Below are 17,095 nucleotides of genomic sequence, written 5' to 3'. Positions count from 1 at the left end.
ATTAAATAAAAAAAATTATTAATGAGCGAACATCCAATGATATTCATTTAGAATTAAATAATCTTACTCATACAAATCATGACAAAAAATGTGTGATTATAACAATTTTCTTTCTGGATACTAACAAACAAAAATTCAGCGTTTCCAAATTAAGGCATCCACATTATTGGGTTCTATGTCCAAAGCATGGTCAAAGTACTCTACAGCTCCTGAATAATTCCCAGAATTATCCAAAGCATAACCTTTACCAGCTAAGGCATCCACATTATTGGGTTCTATGTCCAAAGCATGGTCAAAGTACTCTACAGCTCCTGAATAATTCCCAGAATTATCCAAAGCATAACCTTTACCAGCTAAGGCATCCACATTATTGGGTTCTATGTCCAAAGCATGGTCAAAGTACTCTACAGCTCCTGAATAATTCCCAGAATTATCCAACGCATAACCTTTACCAGCTAAGGCATCCACGTAATTTGATTGATTCTCTCCATCAAATTGATATTGAGCGTCTGTCAAAAAAAAGGATGAAGAAATTATATTTCTAAAAGTATCAGCAACCTCTCTAGACGAATTCACTGTCAAGTCAATTACATCACTGTCTTCCCATTTTTCGTTCCAATAACTTATAGCTTTAATTCTAGGATAACTTTCACTTTCTATGGTTTGCAGAGCACTTTGAATCCATTCACTCTTATCACCACTCTGTGGATCATTAATTACACCTAATTCCAGGATTGCGATAGGTTTATCACTTGATAATGATGAAAGTTCTGTGTAAATATTGTTGAGAACATCTGTAAAAGACTTCCATTCCTCCCCTGGTTTAATAGAACCATAAATACTTGTCCCTATCCAATCAATATAATCATCTCCTGGATAATAATTTTTTATGCTATTCCATGTTTCACTAGGATCTATATTCCCTGCATCTTCTGGTGGCACCATATGAAAAACCCATGTTATGTTATTTACATCTTGATTATTAAACAAGTCAATAATGTGCTTGTACGCATCTCGAAACCTTTCTGGTCCGTCTGGTACCTCAGGATCTCCATAATTATCTGTCTCATCACCTCCATTTAAAATCCCACTCCAAGGAAACCAATCTCCATTAGCCTCTGTACCAAATTCGACCATTAGTGGAATATTGGTTCTCTTAGCGTCTAAAGCCCATTGGGTTAACTCCTTGTCGAATTTTCCATCAATAATACTTTGTAAAGTAAAAACAGGATCTGCAATTCCTTCTACGAAAGTAGTACGGGGCATCATTCTAATAAACGGGACGATCTCCAAGTTATCTATTATTTTTACAGACTCTTCGGGAAATCTGATTTCATCGATCCAGTTATTGGAAAAATATGCCCAAACTATCTTCTTATCTATCAGTTTTTGATAATCTAAAATACTTTGCACTGATACTTCATCCTCAGTTCCACCAAAGTTTGTATTGGCGCTATTATACGCTCCATATTCAGGTGAAGCAATTTTTATCTCTGGATCATATACTTGTGGTGCTTCCTGACTTGGTTGACCCTGTGCTATCTGGTATTCTATAGATAGTGTTGGGATCCTTGTATGTTCAGACGTAATAATCATCATAGATAGAATTAAGATAAACATAGCCAATATAGGTTTTTGATGCAATATATTACGATGACAAGAAGAGTTTATTATATTAATATCAAGCGTTAAAGATTTACTTATTCTATTCAATAAGTATTTAGTCAATAAAAAAATATATAATAACATTAGTTTACGATTGAATAAATAAGTTAATTCTTTTAGTTTATAACTATTTTTATTAGCTAATAATGCACGATTTAATGCATTCAAAAAAATATCTTGTATACTTCCTATCAATCGTTAATCTTAGCAACTTTTCCATTTATTAGAATCACTTGGTGAATTACTTCTTGATTAAAGTCATGTAGAAAATTACAATAAATCTAAACTTAAAGAAAGGAGGACAATCCGAAACTGGTGTTTTGCAACAAATGAAGAAGGAAGATCTGATAAATCTTACTATAGCTGTACTCATATGTTAGCACATAGATTGATAAATGATAAGAAAATATATTCTGTATTAAACAACAACAAATCTACTCTAATAACCAAAGGATCGAAACATGGAAATATTTGCGTCAATCAATTATAGTGTGATTAGAACAAATTAGTTATTATTCCAAATATTTCAAGTCTCATCAAATTCTGATTAAATAATAAGTTTCTGTACGTATTTAATGAAACCAAGAAAATTCTAACAAACAATTACATCGAAAGCAACCAAGGAACTAGAGGATACTGATCAATTACCTAAAGAAGACTTCGATATATTCGAAATACTTTGTAATTTTAAGGTTATTATTGTCAGGATTCTATTCAACCAAGAATCGTATCCCCACGGCCCGCTGAGTAATGAAAACATGGTTTCGTTTGAAAATAGTCTACGTTCTGCTTTGCAGTTGTCCTATTAAAGATTAGATGAAAAAGTATAACTTTTTATATTAATTAAAGATTATCAAGTCTGATGAAAAATTTTGTAATCTATATGGATAATCTTAAATTTTTATTGAACATATCTGTTTTATTTGTGTTAATTTTTTTAGCTACCGGAAAATATGATGTAATTCCTGCTGCAATAGCGCAGATGGATTCACAAGACACTTCTATCCTTGTGACTAAAGGTAATACTTTGGATAATTTAGGAAATTCTACTGGGGCAATAGAATACTTTGACAGAGCTTTAGCGATAGATCCTAATAATTTGGATGCCTTAGCTGGTAAAGGTTATGCTTTGGATAATTTAGGAAATTCTACTGGGGCAATAGAATACTTTGACAGAGCTTTAGCGATAGATCCCAATGATCAAGACATCCTTGTGACTAAAGGTTATGCTTTGGATAATTTAGGAAATTCTACTGGGGCAATCGAATACTTTGACAGAGCTTTAGCGATAGATCCTAATAATTTGGATGCCCTAGCTGGTAAAGGTAATACTTTGGATAATTTAGGAAATTCTACTGGGGCAATCGAATACTTTGACAGAGCTTTAGCGATAGATCCCAATGATCAAGACATCCTTGTGACTAAAGGTAATACTTTGGATAATTTAGGAAATTCTACTGGGGCAATAGAATACTTTGACAGAGCTTTAGCGATAGATCCTAATAATTTGGATGCCTTAGCTGGTAAAGGTTATGCTTTGGATAATTTAGGAAATTCTACTGGGGCAATCGAATACTTTGACAGAGCTTTAGCGATAGATCCCAATGATCAAGACATCCTTGTGACTAAAGGTAATACTTTGGATAATTTAGGAAATTCTAATGATGATGAAACTGATGATGGTGGCATTAATGGAGGTGGACAGAATAATAATGATGATAGTAGCGTTGGAAGTGAAGGTGGTGACGACAGTGGTGGAGAAGAGGAATAAATCAGCAGTTAATACAAGGGCAATATCAAGAACACCTTTAAATTCCTAAATACAATCTCAAACTAGATACAGATCTGTGACTCTTTGCACCGAACCTCGACCGTGGGTTTTCCAAGCAGTAAATAGGAAATCGCTAATTAGTTAAAAAAATGCAGAGTCTGTGAAAGAAAACTGTGGATTCATCTAATTAAAATGTTGTATGGGTTAAGATTCTATTCAACTTTGAATCGTATTCCCACGCACCCAGACTGTTACTATACATCATACCAAATTCATAAAGATTAGGCGCTAATGTATACAGTTCTATCAAAGAATTCATTTCCCGTTAAATGTTATTGAACCCTATTCGTTTCCCGTTGCACAGATCTCAATTCTAAAACTGCAGATTTTTACATAAGTAACAGTGATAATCATAGAGTTTGGGATCCTAATTGATAATAATATTCTTTGCTGGGATGTTGGCAATTCCAATACGTTCCTTCTCTTTCTTTTTCTGAATCATTACTACTTATATAAAAATAATAACTACTGACAAATATTGAAGATTTTTTATAATATATCCATTAAAAAATTAATAAAAACAAAATAACCCATAAATATTATTATTTTTTATAGTGGCTTGACTTTGAAATGGCCACAAAAATAAGAAATGATAAACTTAGAATCAATCAACTATCAGAAAAAACATTTCAATGGTATTTAGGATACTTGAATGCTATAGATGAGAGGGATATTGAATCTTATAAAGATTATTTATCTGATGACTGCACTATGCAAATAAATAATGATCCGCCTGTAAGCGGAAAAGATCAAATTATAACACATCTTGCTTCACTTTGAACTTTATATAAAGAAGACACTCATGATCTATTAAATATCTATGTGACGGATTCTTCCTTTTCATCCGAGATAATAAATCATTTTGTATTAGAAGATGGAAAAGAAATCCCTATAAATGCAGTGGCATGTACGGATAGAAATGAAGAGGGTTTACTAACTTCGGTAAGATTGTATGCAGATTTTTCACCTTTGTTCTCTAAAGTTTGATGCAAATAAGAAATTATTCTTGAGCTCTCCGTTATCTTATGGATTCAAAGCACACCGGGTCTGTGCTTTATGTCGAAATGCAGAAAATAAATATCAGTGTAGAACCCCACTACCACTAGGAACTTAATCCCCACGCATCCAGATTAGTTTTGAATATTTTATGAATTAATTAGTCCTGTTCTTCACATTTCTTAATTTACTCTTTCAATGCCATGTTCAGCTCTTTTGTTACTGATCCCTTTATCTATTGTTCTGTGAATATAACATTGTAAGAATAAGAATTTACTTTGAATGTGTAGTTATTCTTTGTTTTGTATAATGCTATCTGTGTCAGTATCAATTTCTGTATCCAGATCGTCCCCATGTGTATCATTGCTTTCTCTTGATAGTGCAATACCAGGTATCATGTCAGATATCATTTTATCCATATCAGAAGGTTTAAGGTATTGGATCGAAGTGAGCTATTGAAGGGGCTGTGTCGCTAGTATCGTTTAGTATAACTTTGCTAGTGGAATTACTAGAATCCATAACATTCAGGTTATCATTACCAGAGCCTTTCCACCCAATCATCAATCTGTTGCTGAATGTGGTCAGAGAAGGCCCATGAGAACTTGTATCATCGAGTACCACTTTACTGCTCGGAACGAAGATATCCATAACATTCAGGTTATCATTACCAGAGCCTTTCCACGCAATCCAGAAACTACTGTTTAATCGCATGATTGCTGGTCCAGTATCACTTGTTTCATTTAGAATGATTTTACTGTTTGGGTCAAATACGTGCATAACATTCAGGTTATCATTACCAGAGCCTTTCCACCCAATCATTAAGAGATCTGCGTTTCGTGTTAACGATGGTCCAGTATCACTTGTTTCATTTAGAATGATTTTGCTACTTGGATTAAACACATCCATAACATTCAGGTTATCATTACCAGAGCCTTTCCACGCAATCCAGAAACTACTGTTAAATGCAATCAATGCAGGAGATGTATCACTTGTTTCATCCAACACAATTTTTTTATTTTGTTCATTGTGTTCATAACATTCAGGTTATCATTACCAGAGCCTTTCCACGCAATCCATAGATCTTCCAAATTGATTAAGGCTTTTAGGACATTAATTCGACCATAACCCATTTCTTGATCCCAAGTTCCGTTTGGATGACCGGGTGTGTTTGTATAAGTTACTGCTCCGACTTTATCAGTATTTTTTTCGATACGATCACGTATTTGAACATTTGTAAGAGTGGGAAATATACTTCTAATTAACGCTGCAAGTCCTGCTGCTTGTGGTGTTGCAGATGATGTCCCATTGAAGTCACTCTTATAGTCACCTGATTCATATCCATCAGACCCTTGTCTGTCAGTTGTCGGAATAAGAACTCCCGGCGCAACCACTGACATCTCAGGACCAAAATTGGATCCCCAATTCTCCATATCAGGGCTAAGCGGTGTTTTGCGATTATCATTCTGATCGGACGCTCCACAAGCCATTACCAATTGATTTGTTGCTGGATATGTAATTGCACTATTGAAATTATGCGTTGCAACACACATCACAACGTTTTTGTTAAACGCATTCTGTATGGCTGGATCAATTATGGTTGTATCCCAAGAATCATTTCCAAAGCTCATACTGATTACGTCAGTTCCGTTATCTGCTGCGAAGTTTATCCCGACTGCAACTTCATCATCAGTCCAATTCTCAAATGCAAGAGGCATTATCTGACATTCTCCTGCTAAGCCGGCCACTCCTTGGTTATTGTTGAAAACTGCAGCTACTACGCCTGCGCAACACGTCCCATGAGCTTCATCTATAGGACCTGTGGGTGACCCATCAGGTAGCATAGTATCCAAATTTATTCCCGGCATAGAATATCGACTTTGCAGATCAGGATGGGTTAGATCGCACCCTGAATCTAAAATACATATAACGACAGTATTATTGCCTGTTGATATATTCCAGGCTGTTGTTCCCTTTCCTCCAGCTCTAATCCGTATCATGTTCCATTGATTCTGAAAATCGGGATCATTTGGTTCCAAAGCCGTCGGAACAATTAGAGGCATATTTACAAATTTTACATCTAAAGTAATTTGTGAATTATTTACTATTTCATCTCTGATCTGGTAAGCATTATTATTTTCAGGATTCGTTATCTTAAAGTAACGGTACCCGTTTAGATATTTGGATTTTTCAGGCACCTCTTGCAAGTGGTAATCACCAATTAAATGCAAAAATTCGTTATTTTGATCATCCGTTTTTGCAACAAATTTTATAAGAAGGACATCCGGTAATGGAGAAAATAAATCTCTTAGATCGAATTTCTCTGGTAAATGATATACCGGACCTATCCAAGCCAAATCGTTACTAAACAGATCTCTTATGACTTCAAGACCGTCTTCACTAACTGTTACATCGCTAAGCGCATGAATCCAAAACCGTTTTCTAGTATCGTTAATGGTTTCAGGCTTAGATTCTCTTTGGTCATTTTTTGTCTTCCTCTGATAACTTTTCTCTAACTCAAAATTGGTTTCTGTTAATAGTCCTTCTATTTTCTCCAATGAAATTGGATTTCTAAATGACAACAGCAACTTGATTTATCAATAATTACCCTTTTTCCTGAGATTGTTAAAACTTCTGGAAAAATAGCCATAAGCAATTAGAATAATGCATATATTTAAGCTTATTGCAGTATTTTGCAAATAAACTGAATATATTTCTAATATCGTATTTATTATCAAAAGTTAACAAGTAAATATTGTTGTTATTGATGAAATGACCTAGTAATACATTTGCCTATGAAAAAGGAGATGAATTTAGGTAATGTGTTTCGTATTGGTAATACCTGTCATTTCTTTTGATTAACTTTGTGAGTTTTATTAATTATGATGAGTTCTCTTCATTTAAATAATCTTGAAATTTCCTGGAAATATCTGTTTATTTTTTAAAAGCTTAAGTATGTCTTCCTATAATTAACTTTAGAATCCTAATTAAAATACCGATATCAGCACGAATCCCCACGGGCCCGCTGAGTAATAGGGTTCATATATAAGATCAACATTAACGAATATAGTCATCAAGGAGTGATATGATTGCCAGTTAAACTTTCTACAACCGTAAGTAATATTCAAACTATACCTAATGAAAATAATAGAATTTTGGTTAATGAATTTTATGAATTTATGAAATCCTCTGGTACATCTGATAAATATCAAAATAATAACCTTAAAACCATTATAGCTTTTGGAAAGTTTTTAGAACCTACTATATTCTTTCAATCTATCAATAAAAGAGATCAAGCAATAGCTTTTATTGATACATGAATCAACAAGGATTCACAAGGCAAATCCTGATAAAAGGTGGATAAAAACATGGAATGACTATCTTGGTAGAATAAAATATTTCTATAGATGGTTACATAATACTAAAAACTCTAGCGGATTGCAAGGTTCTGATTCTAATTATAAAGAAATATACATTCCAATAAAAGAATGGGTCACACCGTCCTTCTTGAAAATAGATAAAAAGAAAACCAAGAGATTGAGCCCATATTTGGAAACTGAACTGTGGGAAAAAGAAGATATTCTAACTATTGTCAAATATGATAATTATAAAAGAAATAAAGCTGCTTTAACTTTACTTTGGGATTTAGATGCTCGTCCCCATGAATGTGCGCTGCTAAAAATAAAGCATATTCGTCTTAAAGAAAAGTATGGCGAAGGCGAAATACCATAAGCAAAAACCGGAACCGGTCCTATTTTACTAACCTGCTCATTTCCTTATGTAAGAGATTGGCTTAATGAGCATCCGTTCAAGAATGAGTCAAATGCCCGATTAATTTGTAATATACAATCAGGTTCTCCAATAACTCCTGAAGCGGTTCAGCTCTATCAAACGAATTGACAGGAGACAAGTAGGAAAAATTGTCACTCAAATAGCTTCTGGCCGATTGCCAGTCTTGGCGATCCGTTGCTTGAAAATACTCCATTACAATATCCTTTGCACTTGCCATGATCATACTTAAAGTAAATATATTAATAAAAACTAGCCCATATATGGGCAAATGGATCTCCATGTCCCCCTAATATGTGAGAATTGTAAAAATGTGGTTAATATTATAAAAATAAATCCAGTCATAAGTTGTGAAAAATGCCGCAATGGTAAACTACGGTTGGATAACTGCCTCACAAACAAATATGTCAACAGTAAAGAATTTAGAAGTTCTCCTCCCACCTCTTGGAAGTATCTCTATAACCTAATACCAATTACTTCTGAAAGGTCGCAGAATATTCATAATGAAATAATTAAGTCAGTCGTCAGTTTGGATGAAGGTGGTACACCACTTAGAATCTCTAAGATAGGAACAAAGTTTAATTTAATAAATTTAAGGATAAAAGATGAAACTCGAAATCCTACTACTTCATATATGGACAGAGGGACTTCTGCCGAAATCTCGATGTGTAGATGGCTCGGGCTGTCCAATAATCACAAAAACACAATAACCGGGAGTGTGGTAGGGCGTCTAGCAGTTTCATTGGCTGCGTATTCTGCGCGAGCAGGTTTTAACTGTGAATTATCTGTGTTAGATAACCAAGAATGGGGACTATCACCGGATGTTCTTTACCAACTTATTGTCTATGGGACAAAGATTAATTTAGCTAATAAACAAAAAGTTTTTCCTTCAAACTATCACAGATTTAGCTACAATAATACTTTTTTTACCGAAGGATTAAAGAGTCTAGGGTTTGAGATATGCGAGCAACTTGGATGGAAATTACCTGACCGCATAATAGTTTCATTGGGTCAAGGGACACTAATTTATACTCTAGACCATTCAATTAAAGAATTAATTTCTTTAGGATTAGTTGAAAATAATGGCAAAAGAAATAAGAATGTAAAAATACATGGCGTAACTGCTGAAGAAAATTTGTTATTGAATACAGGATTTAGCCAGACGAATAGTTTTGGTGATTCTCTCAAAAATAAAAATATAAACAAAAGAGTTCATTCCATTTCTAACCTGCAAACCTCTCATTCGGATCTGCAAAAGTCATTGACAACAATTGCACCAGAACTTTTCCCACCCGCGATGGACTCGTATCAAAATGAGGCAATGACAGTTATCAACAATAGTGGTGGATCAATAATAAGAGTATCAGATAGCGAATTGATGGATGCGGTATCTTTTTTAGCTCAAAGTGATGGCATATTTGCTTCACCTGCAGGTGTTTCTTCGATTGCTGGTTTATTTAAACTGATTGAATCCAACGGTATTGATGATTATGACGAAAATATCGTATGTATTGTAACTATGGGCCATGGTAGCAGCAACGATGTTCTAAAAAATTGGAAAACTCTTGATGCAATTAACAAGATACGATATCAACACAGACAGATAATAAAACGAGGATCTATATCTGAAAAAAATAAAAAAATTTCTGCTTATCCAATTGGAAACACCAAAACTAGGATTCTCTCACTACTAAAAAATTATCCAGATTATGCATATAATTTGCACAAGAGGGCTGTAAAAAAATATTCTCTAAAAATCGATATATCTACTTTATATCAACATCTTAATGAACTGGAAAAGATGGGTGCTATTTCAAAATCAAAAGCTGAAAGTTTTCGAGGAAAACCAATTAGAATCTATTACACCATTACCCCTTACGGAAGTTCACTCATCAGTTCCAACTCATTTAAAAAAAATTAAGAAGATTCGTAAAGTTGTCATTACTCTGATGACGACAACATAATTGATAATAGTGATCTCGGTACTACTGCTTTTAGAAACTCTAATTTATGGTCATTTTGCAGCAAGATACAATGCTAAGCATCTATGACGTACTAGGTTCGAGTTTGTTATTGGCTATACGGCTGTTATATTTAGTAATTGGACTGAATTGGGTTGAAAAGCTATACGATGTGGATATCTTATTGTAATCAGGCTCACGCTAGTTATCAAATTTGAATCTTCATTTTGGTTCTTTCTAAGTCAGTCTAACTACCATAACTGATTAGTTGATATGTTGTTTTTTTAAAGAAAAATCCCTTCCAGTTTTATCTAAATGAATAATAGGATATCAAAATACCGCCTTAGCGGCGTACGGTATCTATGGTAGCAAGGTGATCTATAATACTAATTATAATTCTTATTCCTGGATTAAGGTCTCGATGTTTGCACATAGCTATGTATGCTTTTGATCTTTCTTTAATGACTGCAGCAGTAAAATTTCTAATTTATATCATTCTCAAATTCTTTTTATTTGATTTTTTACTCTTAAATTCTACATCAGAGCCTCTCATCTCAAATTTGCCATCGAGTAGAATTTTTATCACGTTTCACTAACCGATCATGTGGAATAGTTTATGGAAATATTCCTAATACTATTGAAGATACTGTTCCCTATAATTACTCTTTTGTCCCATAATATTCTGATCGGATCTGTTTTTGTATTTAGGACTGAATATTGATAATTCTCTGCTGATCTAAGTTATCTCTGGTATTATTTTACTTTATTGATTTGAACCGCTAAGAAACCCATATATGGGCTTTATCTTATTAGTCCGAACGTGACAATGATAGTATGGCAAACCTGAATGAAGCATTGAGTAAATCAAATACGAGTATTTGGTCTCAAAGGTTTATTGTATCAGCAATTCTTCAAAGCATGCTAATTATTGTAGCAACCACTTCGGGCACAATAATACAGTTAGCCTATTCCTCTAAAATCAACATTATTCAGCTTCTCTCTTTATCGTTTGAAGGACCTGCAAAATGGATATTCTTAGGTTACATTTTTTACATGATATTGATTACTCTCATATCCATGACGGCCACCTTTTATAATCATCTTGAAATAAACTTACGATTGAAAATAAGAGGTATAAAATCTCTGCTTGCATGGGTTAACTTAATCGGGGTAAATGTCGGAGGAGCGGTCGTAGCAATTACCTTAATCTATGCCGGACTAGTTGGATCTGGAATCTTTGACCTTATCATTACTGGAAATGATTCTGCGACTCTAAAAGAAAATCCAACTATAATGAATGAATTTGTAATTCCAATTGTTGTGTCTATAAATATTTTGATTATTGGAGTGCTTGTAGGGAGTATCCTTTATTTTGCGACTTACTTTCAAAATATGCGATATACTAAGAGAAAGTTTACGGTCCGGGGCGATGGATTCTCTTAATTGACAAAGTTAGAATCAATTACCAATTTCATTAAAATATCCAATTGTTTAATTTCTCTAAGATAGATACACTAATTCTGTGATTCAAAAAGTAATGATTATCAAATAAAAAATTTAGCTGAATCTATTAATAAATCATTATTTCTTGAAAATGCTATAATAGATAGATTGTTCATACCGATTAAATAAACTCCATTCAAAGAGTTTAATCAAAGAATTGAATAGCATTGGGAGTGTACATGTAAACAAAAACACATGTTCAAACAAATGATCTTATGTTTCACCAAAGATTCGTAATGTTGAATTAAGTTCACCATAAAAAATAGTTACAAGTAATGGTAACATAAGGTTGAAAATGTTGATAAAAGCATTATATTCAGCCTTGGAGAAACTGAATTTTCGAAAATAAATCTGGACTATATTGTATAAAATTGAATCGTCTAATGAAGCAGAGTATAGACATTCTCAGATCGTTGATTCACATATTTTCTATACTTTTCTATCCTATCGTTTCTAATATTCTATTGATTCTCATCTAGTTAGTCTACTATAGATGTATGGGCTATCTTTGGGAGTTGCAAATCCTATTTATTTGCCTTCTGAAAACACATCATTATTGTACAATTTTCCTTCTACTTTTTTACTTTGCCGTGATCCCACGTTGCATAAAACTTTGGTGTTATCTCTAATAAAATGGCATCCCCTGTCCTGATGTTACTTATGATAGTCTGTGACATGGGATGCTCAATGCCTCCAAGATATTTAACTACAATCTTTTCCATTATAGGTAGGTTATAATCAACATCATCAGATATTCTTACTGTTCCCTTGCCACGAACTCCTTTGTAAGGTATTCTGTCATCGTCTATACAAAAATATATGATGTTATTCTTTCTTAGGTTTTGAGTTTTCTTAGATTCTCTTCCACTCTCTATGTAAATTTTATTATTATTGTTATCAAAATAATACCATGTAGGATGTATGTTGGGTTCTCCCTTTTTGTCTAAAGTTGAAATGTGAACATTTTTGTTACTGGTGACCAAGAAATTTCTAACTTCTTCTTCTGTCATTGGACCGCCAAATTCTGGTTCACTTGCATCAATGATCTTCACAGCATGTTTTGAAAGGGATTAAATAAAAACATAGCCCAATGATAGCACTCCCTCTTTTCACATAGGTTGAGTCAAGCTGTCTGAGAATTCTTTTTCTCTCTTTTTCTTTGCATATGTCAGCATTACAAAAAATGTCTAATGGTTATTCCGATTACAGAGCTTTAATTGGATGTAAATTAGTAGATAAGTGATAACATTCAATAACCAACGACCCTACAATAAAAAGTCCGTAAAGTAGTAGATCAGATTTAAATGTAAATCCAGCAGCAGATTTTTGTATTTTCCTGTTATATTGTGCTCCGAATAATACTGTAGCTCCAACTATGCAGTTATTGAAATGGTAATTAGAATAGCAGGCATCAACCACTGTGTCGCAATTACTGAATTACTAGCCAATACACGAAGAGACATAGACGTGGATTTGACAATTACTTTTCCACAAGATGGAGAAGTAACAATGGATCAAATAATTTTTGGTTATACAAGAGAGTAAATTGAGAAAAGGAAATCCACATATTATTCCAGTCGATATACATGTAACAGATTATTCATGAAATATTCCAAATTTGGCCTTTTATGTTCGCAAGGACTACAGTCAGTTAGATATCATCTAGGTAGACTAGAGACATTTATTCTCATATGTTGCTATTTATTAGATTATACTCAAAATATTCGATTCCTTGATTATTTACACAATTTTTTCAAACAAAAAAGGTCATTTGAATTGTCAACGTCTAGGTGTCTGTAATTTGAAAAACGAAAGATTAGGTCATGAAGTTCATTTAAAGAAGCGTCCTTCAGGATCTGTAAAAGTAGAAGATTTTGAGCTAGTGACGGTGGAAATTCCAGACCTAAAAGAGGAGGGTGATTTTTTGGTTCGAAACATTTGGATGTCCATAGACCCATTTTTGCGTATCTATATGGTCAAAGGTACTAGGTTTGCTCCTCCTTTTGAACTACATAAACCACTTGATGGTGGATGTATAGGAGAAATAATCGAGTCTAAAAGTTCTAACTTTAAAGTAGGTGATTATGTCAAAGCCAATTTTGGTTGGAGAGAATATTGGATCGACAAAGATACGCAAATTGAAAAAAAATCCATATCAAAAGTCGATTCAACCTTAGCACCATTAAGATCTTTTCTTGGTTTACTTGGAATCACTGGCATGACAGCATACGTGGGTCTTTTTAAAATATGCAATCTAAGAGAAAGGCAAGATACTGTATTTGTATCATCAGCTGCAGGAGGTGTGGGCTCCGTTGCATGTCAGTTGGCCAAGATAAAAGGATGTCATGTTGTAGGTAGCTGCGGTAGTGATGAAAAAGTAAAATGGTTAGTTAATGAACTCGGAGTAGACTACGCTTTTAACTATAGAAAGATCGGTTTGGACAACATGACTGAGGAGCTAAAAAGAGCTTGTCCAAATGGAATCGACATATACTTTGATAATGTTGGAGGTAAACACCTTGAAGCTGCTATTAACAACATGAATACTTTTGGAAGGATTGCTTTGTGTGGAACTACCTCTCAATACAATTATAATGACGATGCATCCTCCGATAATCAAGACCAAAACCAAAGAGTCACTAAATCCATCTCTGAAGGTCCTTCCAATCTTTCATTGGCTGTTTCGCATAGACTCAAACTTCAAGGTTTTATCTGGAGTGATCATTATGATATTTTGAATGAATTTAATACCAACATGTCTAAATGGATTAGGGAAGATAAGATAAAACTTAAAGAAAGTATTTTTGAAGGATTGGAAAATGCACCGCAGGCCTTTGCTGGTCTTTTTAGAGGGGATACTATAGGTAGAACTCTAGTTAGATTGTATTAAGTTGTTAAACAATTGACATCATGGAGAACGAATACTAGGATGATAGATAGAATAATTCTCTTGCTCGAGAAGCAAAATCTATCCTTTTATACTAATATTATTTATTAACAGGTCTCATATACTTCAAGGATTCAAAGCCCATTGGTTCCAAGCCTTGAGCTGTTGCAACTGTTATCTCCCTCTATTTTTTCTCTTTCAACAAAGATCTTATATCTGCAACGAATCTTATTGAACTTATTTTCCTATCGTCATTCACCTGAAACCATGCACATACAAAGATCATCACGAGCGGCTCACGATAATTCATTTCATAAAGAATGCAGACATCATTGTTATCTTCAAACTCTTTCTTGATCTCAAATGTTGGTAGGTTAGCATGTTCCAGATATGTCACATATGGGTCAGCCTGGTTAAATCTTGTTAGCTCAACAGGTCCAGGTGCCAGGACCGATATGTTATCGCTTACGTGACTTCTAACAGTTTTAAAGTCTTTTCGCTCCAGAGCATCTACAAACTCCAATACAATATCCTTTGCATTTACCATGAACATAATTTAAGTAAATATATTAATAAAGACTAGCCCATATATGGGCCAATGGATCTTCACGTTCCCCTAATATGGTCAGCTATAAGGCCGACCCTTCTCGTAATATTCTCTGATGCTGTCTAACTTAAACTAATACGAGATCTGCCAAGATGTTATCATAAGAATGATTGATGATGTGATAGAACCCTACTACCTCAGGAAACTTAATCCCCACGGGCCCAAACTGTTACTTTAAATCATACCGAAAATAATGCTTTGTATCTAAATTTAACTTTTAATCTATTAGTATACTATAGAGGGATATTTTTCCTTAATTAATGGAGGTATCCCCGTTCTTCGATGCTCATTAGTTATTCCCCAAAAAAGCTTGTGGATGAATTTATCAGAGAACACAAGGAACATCATTTATTTTAAAAAAAATATGTTATTTCATACTTTCCATCTGTCTTCTGAAGTCCGCAATGTCTGTATCTCGTGGCATTGCTCCAATGTTTATGAGATGTTGTAAATGATGAAAAATACAATAGTCAAGTCCGCAGCAAATACAAGAGGCTCTTTTGATTAGCAGTGAATTGCAAACATTGCAATAGATTATGGGATATTGTTGGTGTTCGACATTAATTGCCTTTTGCGTGTTTTGCGTCATGTAGATAACCCACAAAACACTAGTATATAACTTTATATGTCAAAGCTTTGATGTGAAAAGGCAAAAAAGGAAGGAAAATTGATTGGCAAGGATAGATTATAGTAAGTTTAATATTTCAATCCTAAAATAGTTCGATTAAAACAATCTATGTCTTGTCGTCTAACTCTTTCACAAACATCTTTCAATCATATGTGAGTAAGCCTGCCATCCCCTTCACGGATTATAACCCCGGTTTGATACTCAATTTTCTATGAATATATTAGGCTAGAATTTTGAGTACAAAATTTTTTCATGTAGTTATCGTTATAGATTTCTTTTTCCTACATTGGTTATTGTTATTCAATGAGTTTCTGAAATTTTCCTTTAGTGTTGATTTATAAGGTCTCAATCTTAGCTGTACACCACAGCAAAAACATTTCACGTTACTAGGATTTAATGATTTTATGAAAACTTCACAAATAGAACATCGTTTATATCCTTTTAAGTAACCATATCGAATATATTTTCTAACTTCTTTGTCCAAATCGTCGTTGCACTCTAAGAGTTGTTGACATGTACCTTTACATCTTTGTGGCATTTTTTATATGTTATCTCCAATTAACATATTCGATTCACTTTGTTGATAAATTAATTTATTATAATTTTCTTTCAAACTTTTGGATTTTGGATTTGTTTCAAGAATAAATCCAAAACAAAGGCTGATAAGGAGGTAGTTCATCAGAAGTGTAAAGACAACTGATGATTTTTTTTACCTATGAGAAATTTTTGAAAAATAAGCCAACTTTGTAATTTGTTTTTTGAATTTAATCATAAACCAATCACTACCTAATATTCAAATAAATCTAGCCCTTTCCACTTTTAAGGTTTTAATTAAGAAATCAGGGCTCTTACAAAATTTTTTAATATTGCTTTTCAGTAAGTTAATTCATTTTGGAACAAAAGGTCATAAATCGTACTTAGAATATATGAAATTCTTACATAATTGGTTCATTTGAATGAGGTTAATTCAAATCAATTTTCGATTAAACTCAAGTTAATAGAGTCAAAAAGTTAGATTCCCTGTTTTTATGCCCGGGCTTCGAGTCCCACCCCCAGTGCTAATAACAGTAAATAATATCATATTTGATATAACTTTACAAATATTATCATTTTTTTCAGTTTATAAAATTATTTTGTTGAATGCTATATAATTTACCGTAAAGGACTGATATCGGCATGAAGCCAACTGGGGCCCGATCCATTAATGTACTTCCGATGAGACGTAATCCAA

At 33.6% G+C, this 17,095-nt stretch carries 16 protein-coding genes; 8 read left to right on the top strand and 8 right to left on the bottom strand.

The annotated features are described in order from the left end of the window. Positions 1-135 precede the first annotated feature (135 nt). Complete coding sequence (locus tag AAGU22_RS13870; protein WP_458719700.1) at positions 136-1,620, bottom strand: tetratricopeptide repeat protein; 1,485 nt, start codon at positions 1,618-1,620, stop codon at positions 136-138. A 949-nt stretch (positions 1,621-2,569) separates the two neighbouring features. Between AAGU22_RS13870 and AAGU22_RS13865 the strand changes: the two genes are divergently transcribed. Together AAGU22_RS13865 and AAGU22_RS13860 are read left to right on the top strand one after the other, a co-directional pair. Further along, entirely contained in the window at positions 2,570-3,436 is an 867-nt protein-coding gene (locus AAGU22_RS13865) for a tetratricopeptide repeat protein (RefSeq protein ID WP_458719699.1), read from the top strand. Positions 3,437-4,066: 630 nt separating this feature from the next. Continuing rightward, complete coding sequence (locus AAGU22_RS13860; protein WP_458719698.1) at positions 4,067-4,276, top strand: nuclear transport factor 2 family protein; 210 nt, start codon at positions 4,067-4,069, stop codon at positions 4,274-4,276. Between the two features lie 645 nt (positions 4,277-4,921). On the opposite strand, the gene AAGU22_RS13855 is transcribed toward AAGU22_RS13860, so the two are convergent. Further along, positions 4,922-5,494: a hypothetical protein gene (locus AAGU22_RS13855; RefSeq protein WP_458719697.1), complete on the bottom strand. Its 573-nt coding sequence runs from the start codon at positions 5,492-5,494 to the stop codon at positions 4,922-4,924. Continuing rightward, positions 5,461-7,071, bottom strand: coding sequence for a S8 family serine peptidase (locus tag AAGU22_RS13850; RefSeq protein ID WP_458719696.1), 1,611 nt, complete (start codon positions 7,069-7,071; stop codon positions 5,461-5,463). Before AAGU22_RS13850 ends, AAGU22_RS13855 begins: the two co-directional genes overlap by 34 nt. A 507-nt stretch (positions 7,072-7,578) precedes the next feature. Here AAGU22_RS13850 and AAGU22_RS13845 point away from each other — a divergent pair. Both AAGU22_RS13845 and AAGU22_RS13840 read left to right on the top strand, forming a co-directional pair. Beyond that, positions 7,579-7,809: a hypothetical protein gene (locus tag AAGU22_RS13845; RefSeq protein WP_458719695.1), complete on the top strand. Its 231-nt coding sequence runs from the start codon at positions 7,579-7,581 to the stop codon at positions 7,807-7,809. Further along, the gene (locus AAGU22_RS13840) at positions 7,799-8,221 is read left to right on the top strand and encodes a hypothetical protein (RefSeq protein ID WP_458719694.1); all 423 of its coding nucleotides are present in this window, start codon (positions 7,799-7,801) and stop codon (positions 8,219-8,221) included. The genes AAGU22_RS13845 and AAGU22_RS13840 overlap by 11 nt, the downstream gene beginning before the upstream one ends. Before the next feature lie 76 nt (positions 8,222-8,297). On the opposite strand, the gene AAGU22_RS13835 is transcribed toward AAGU22_RS13840, so the two are convergent. Further along, positions 8,298-8,549 carry a hypothetical protein gene (locus AAGU22_RS13835; RefSeq protein WP_458719693.1) on the bottom strand — a complete coding sequence of 84 codons (252 nt, stop codon included), beginning with the start codon at positions 8,547-8,549 and terminating at the stop codon, positions 8,298-8,300. 108 nt (positions 8,550-8,657) lie between these two features. Here AAGU22_RS13835 and AAGU22_RS13830 point away from each other — a divergent pair, with 108 nt between their 5' ends. Together AAGU22_RS13830 and AAGU22_RS13825 are read left to right on the top strand one after the other, a co-directional pair. Beyond that, positions 8,658-10,199 (top strand): pyridoxal-phosphate dependent enzyme, encoded by a 1,542-nt coding sequence (locus tag AAGU22_RS13830; protein ID WP_458719692.1) that lies wholly within the window; start codon positions 8,658-8,660, stop codon positions 10,197-10,199. Between the two features lie 874 nt (positions 10,200-11,073). Continuing rightward, positions 11,074-11,682, top strand: coding sequence for a hypothetical protein (locus AAGU22_RS13825; RefSeq protein WP_458719691.1), 609 nt, complete (start codon positions 11,074-11,076; stop codon positions 11,680-11,682). 632 nt (positions 11,683-12,314) lie between these two features. Here the strand turns inward: AAGU22_RS13825 and AAGU22_RS13820 are convergent. After that, a complete protein-coding gene (locus tag AAGU22_RS13820; protein WP_458719690.1) occupies positions 12,315-12,794 on the bottom strand; it encodes a pyridoxamine 5'-phosphate oxidase family protein in 480 nt (159 codons plus the stop codon). Between the two features lie 337 nt (positions 12,795-13,131). Between AAGU22_RS13820 and AAGU22_RS13815 the strand changes: the two genes are divergently transcribed. Beyond that, entirely contained in the window at positions 13,132-13,287 is a 156-nt protein-coding gene (locus tag AAGU22_RS13815; protein ID WP_458719689.1) for a hypothetical protein, read from the top strand. Between the two features lie 256 nt (positions 13,288-13,543). After that, positions 13,544-14,632: an NADP-dependent oxidoreductase gene (locus AAGU22_RS13810; RefSeq protein ID WP_458719688.1), complete on the top strand. Its 1,089-nt coding sequence runs from the start codon at positions 13,544-13,546 to the stop codon at positions 14,630-14,632. Between the two features lie 181 nt (positions 14,633-14,813). On the opposite strand, the gene AAGU22_RS13805 is transcribed toward AAGU22_RS13810, so the two are convergent. The 3 genes from AAGU22_RS13805 to AAGU22_RS13795 all read right to left on the bottom strand — a co-directional run bounded on the left by AAGU22_RS13805 (position 14,814) and on the right by AAGU22_RS13795 (position 16,402). Beyond that, on the bottom strand, positions 14,814-15,176 hold the full coding sequence (locus AAGU22_RS13805) for a nuclear transport factor 2 family protein (RefSeq protein WP_458719687.1): 363 nt from the start codon (positions 15,174-15,176) through the stop codon (positions 14,814-14,816). A 427-nt stretch (positions 15,177-15,603) separates the two neighbouring features. Beyond that, positions 15,604-15,825: a hypothetical protein gene (locus AAGU22_RS13800; RefSeq protein WP_458719686.1), complete on the bottom strand. Its 222-nt coding sequence runs from the start codon at positions 15,823-15,825 to the stop codon at positions 15,604-15,606. A 289-nt stretch (positions 15,826-16,114) separates the two neighbouring features. Continuing rightward, on the bottom strand, positions 16,115-16,402 hold the full coding sequence (locus AAGU22_RS13795; protein WP_458719685.1) for a hypothetical protein: 288 nt from the start codon (positions 16,400-16,402) through the stop codon (positions 16,115-16,117). Positions 16,403-17,095 lie beyond the last annotated feature (693 nt).

This window comes from Candidatus Nitrosocosmicus sp. R (assembly GCF_054408505.1).
The sequence above is the reverse complement of the archived record's forward strand: the minus strand, read 5'-3'. Positions and strand labels throughout refer to the sequence as shown.

Coding starts and splice junctions, on each gene's coding strand:
- AAGU22_RS13870 (WP_458719700.1), bottom strand. CDS start 1,620: ATGTTTATCTTAATTCTATCTATGATGATTATTACGTCTGAACATACA.
- AAGU22_RS13860 (WP_458719698.1), top strand. CDS start 4,067: ATGGCCACAAAAATAAGAAATGATAAACTTAGAATCAATCAACTATCA.
- AAGU22_RS13825 (WP_458719691.1), top strand. CDS start 11,074: ATGGCAAACCTGAATGAAGCATTGAGTAAATCAAATACGAGTATTTGG.
- AAGU22_RS13815 (WP_458719689.1), top strand. CDS start 13,132: ATGGTAATTAGAATAGCAGGCATCAACCACTGTGTCGCAATTACTGAA.
- AAGU22_RS13805 (WP_458719687.1), bottom strand. CDS start 15,176: ATGGTAAATGCAAAGGATATTGTATTGGAGTTTGTAGATGCTCTGGAG.
- AAGU22_RS13800 (WP_458719686.1), bottom strand. CDS start 15,825: ATGACGCAAAACACGCAAAAGGCAATTAATGTCGAACACCAACAATAT.
- AAGU22_RS13795 (WP_458719685.1), bottom strand. CDS start 16,402: ATGCCACAAAGATGTAAAGGTACATGTCAACAACTCTTAGAGTGCAAC.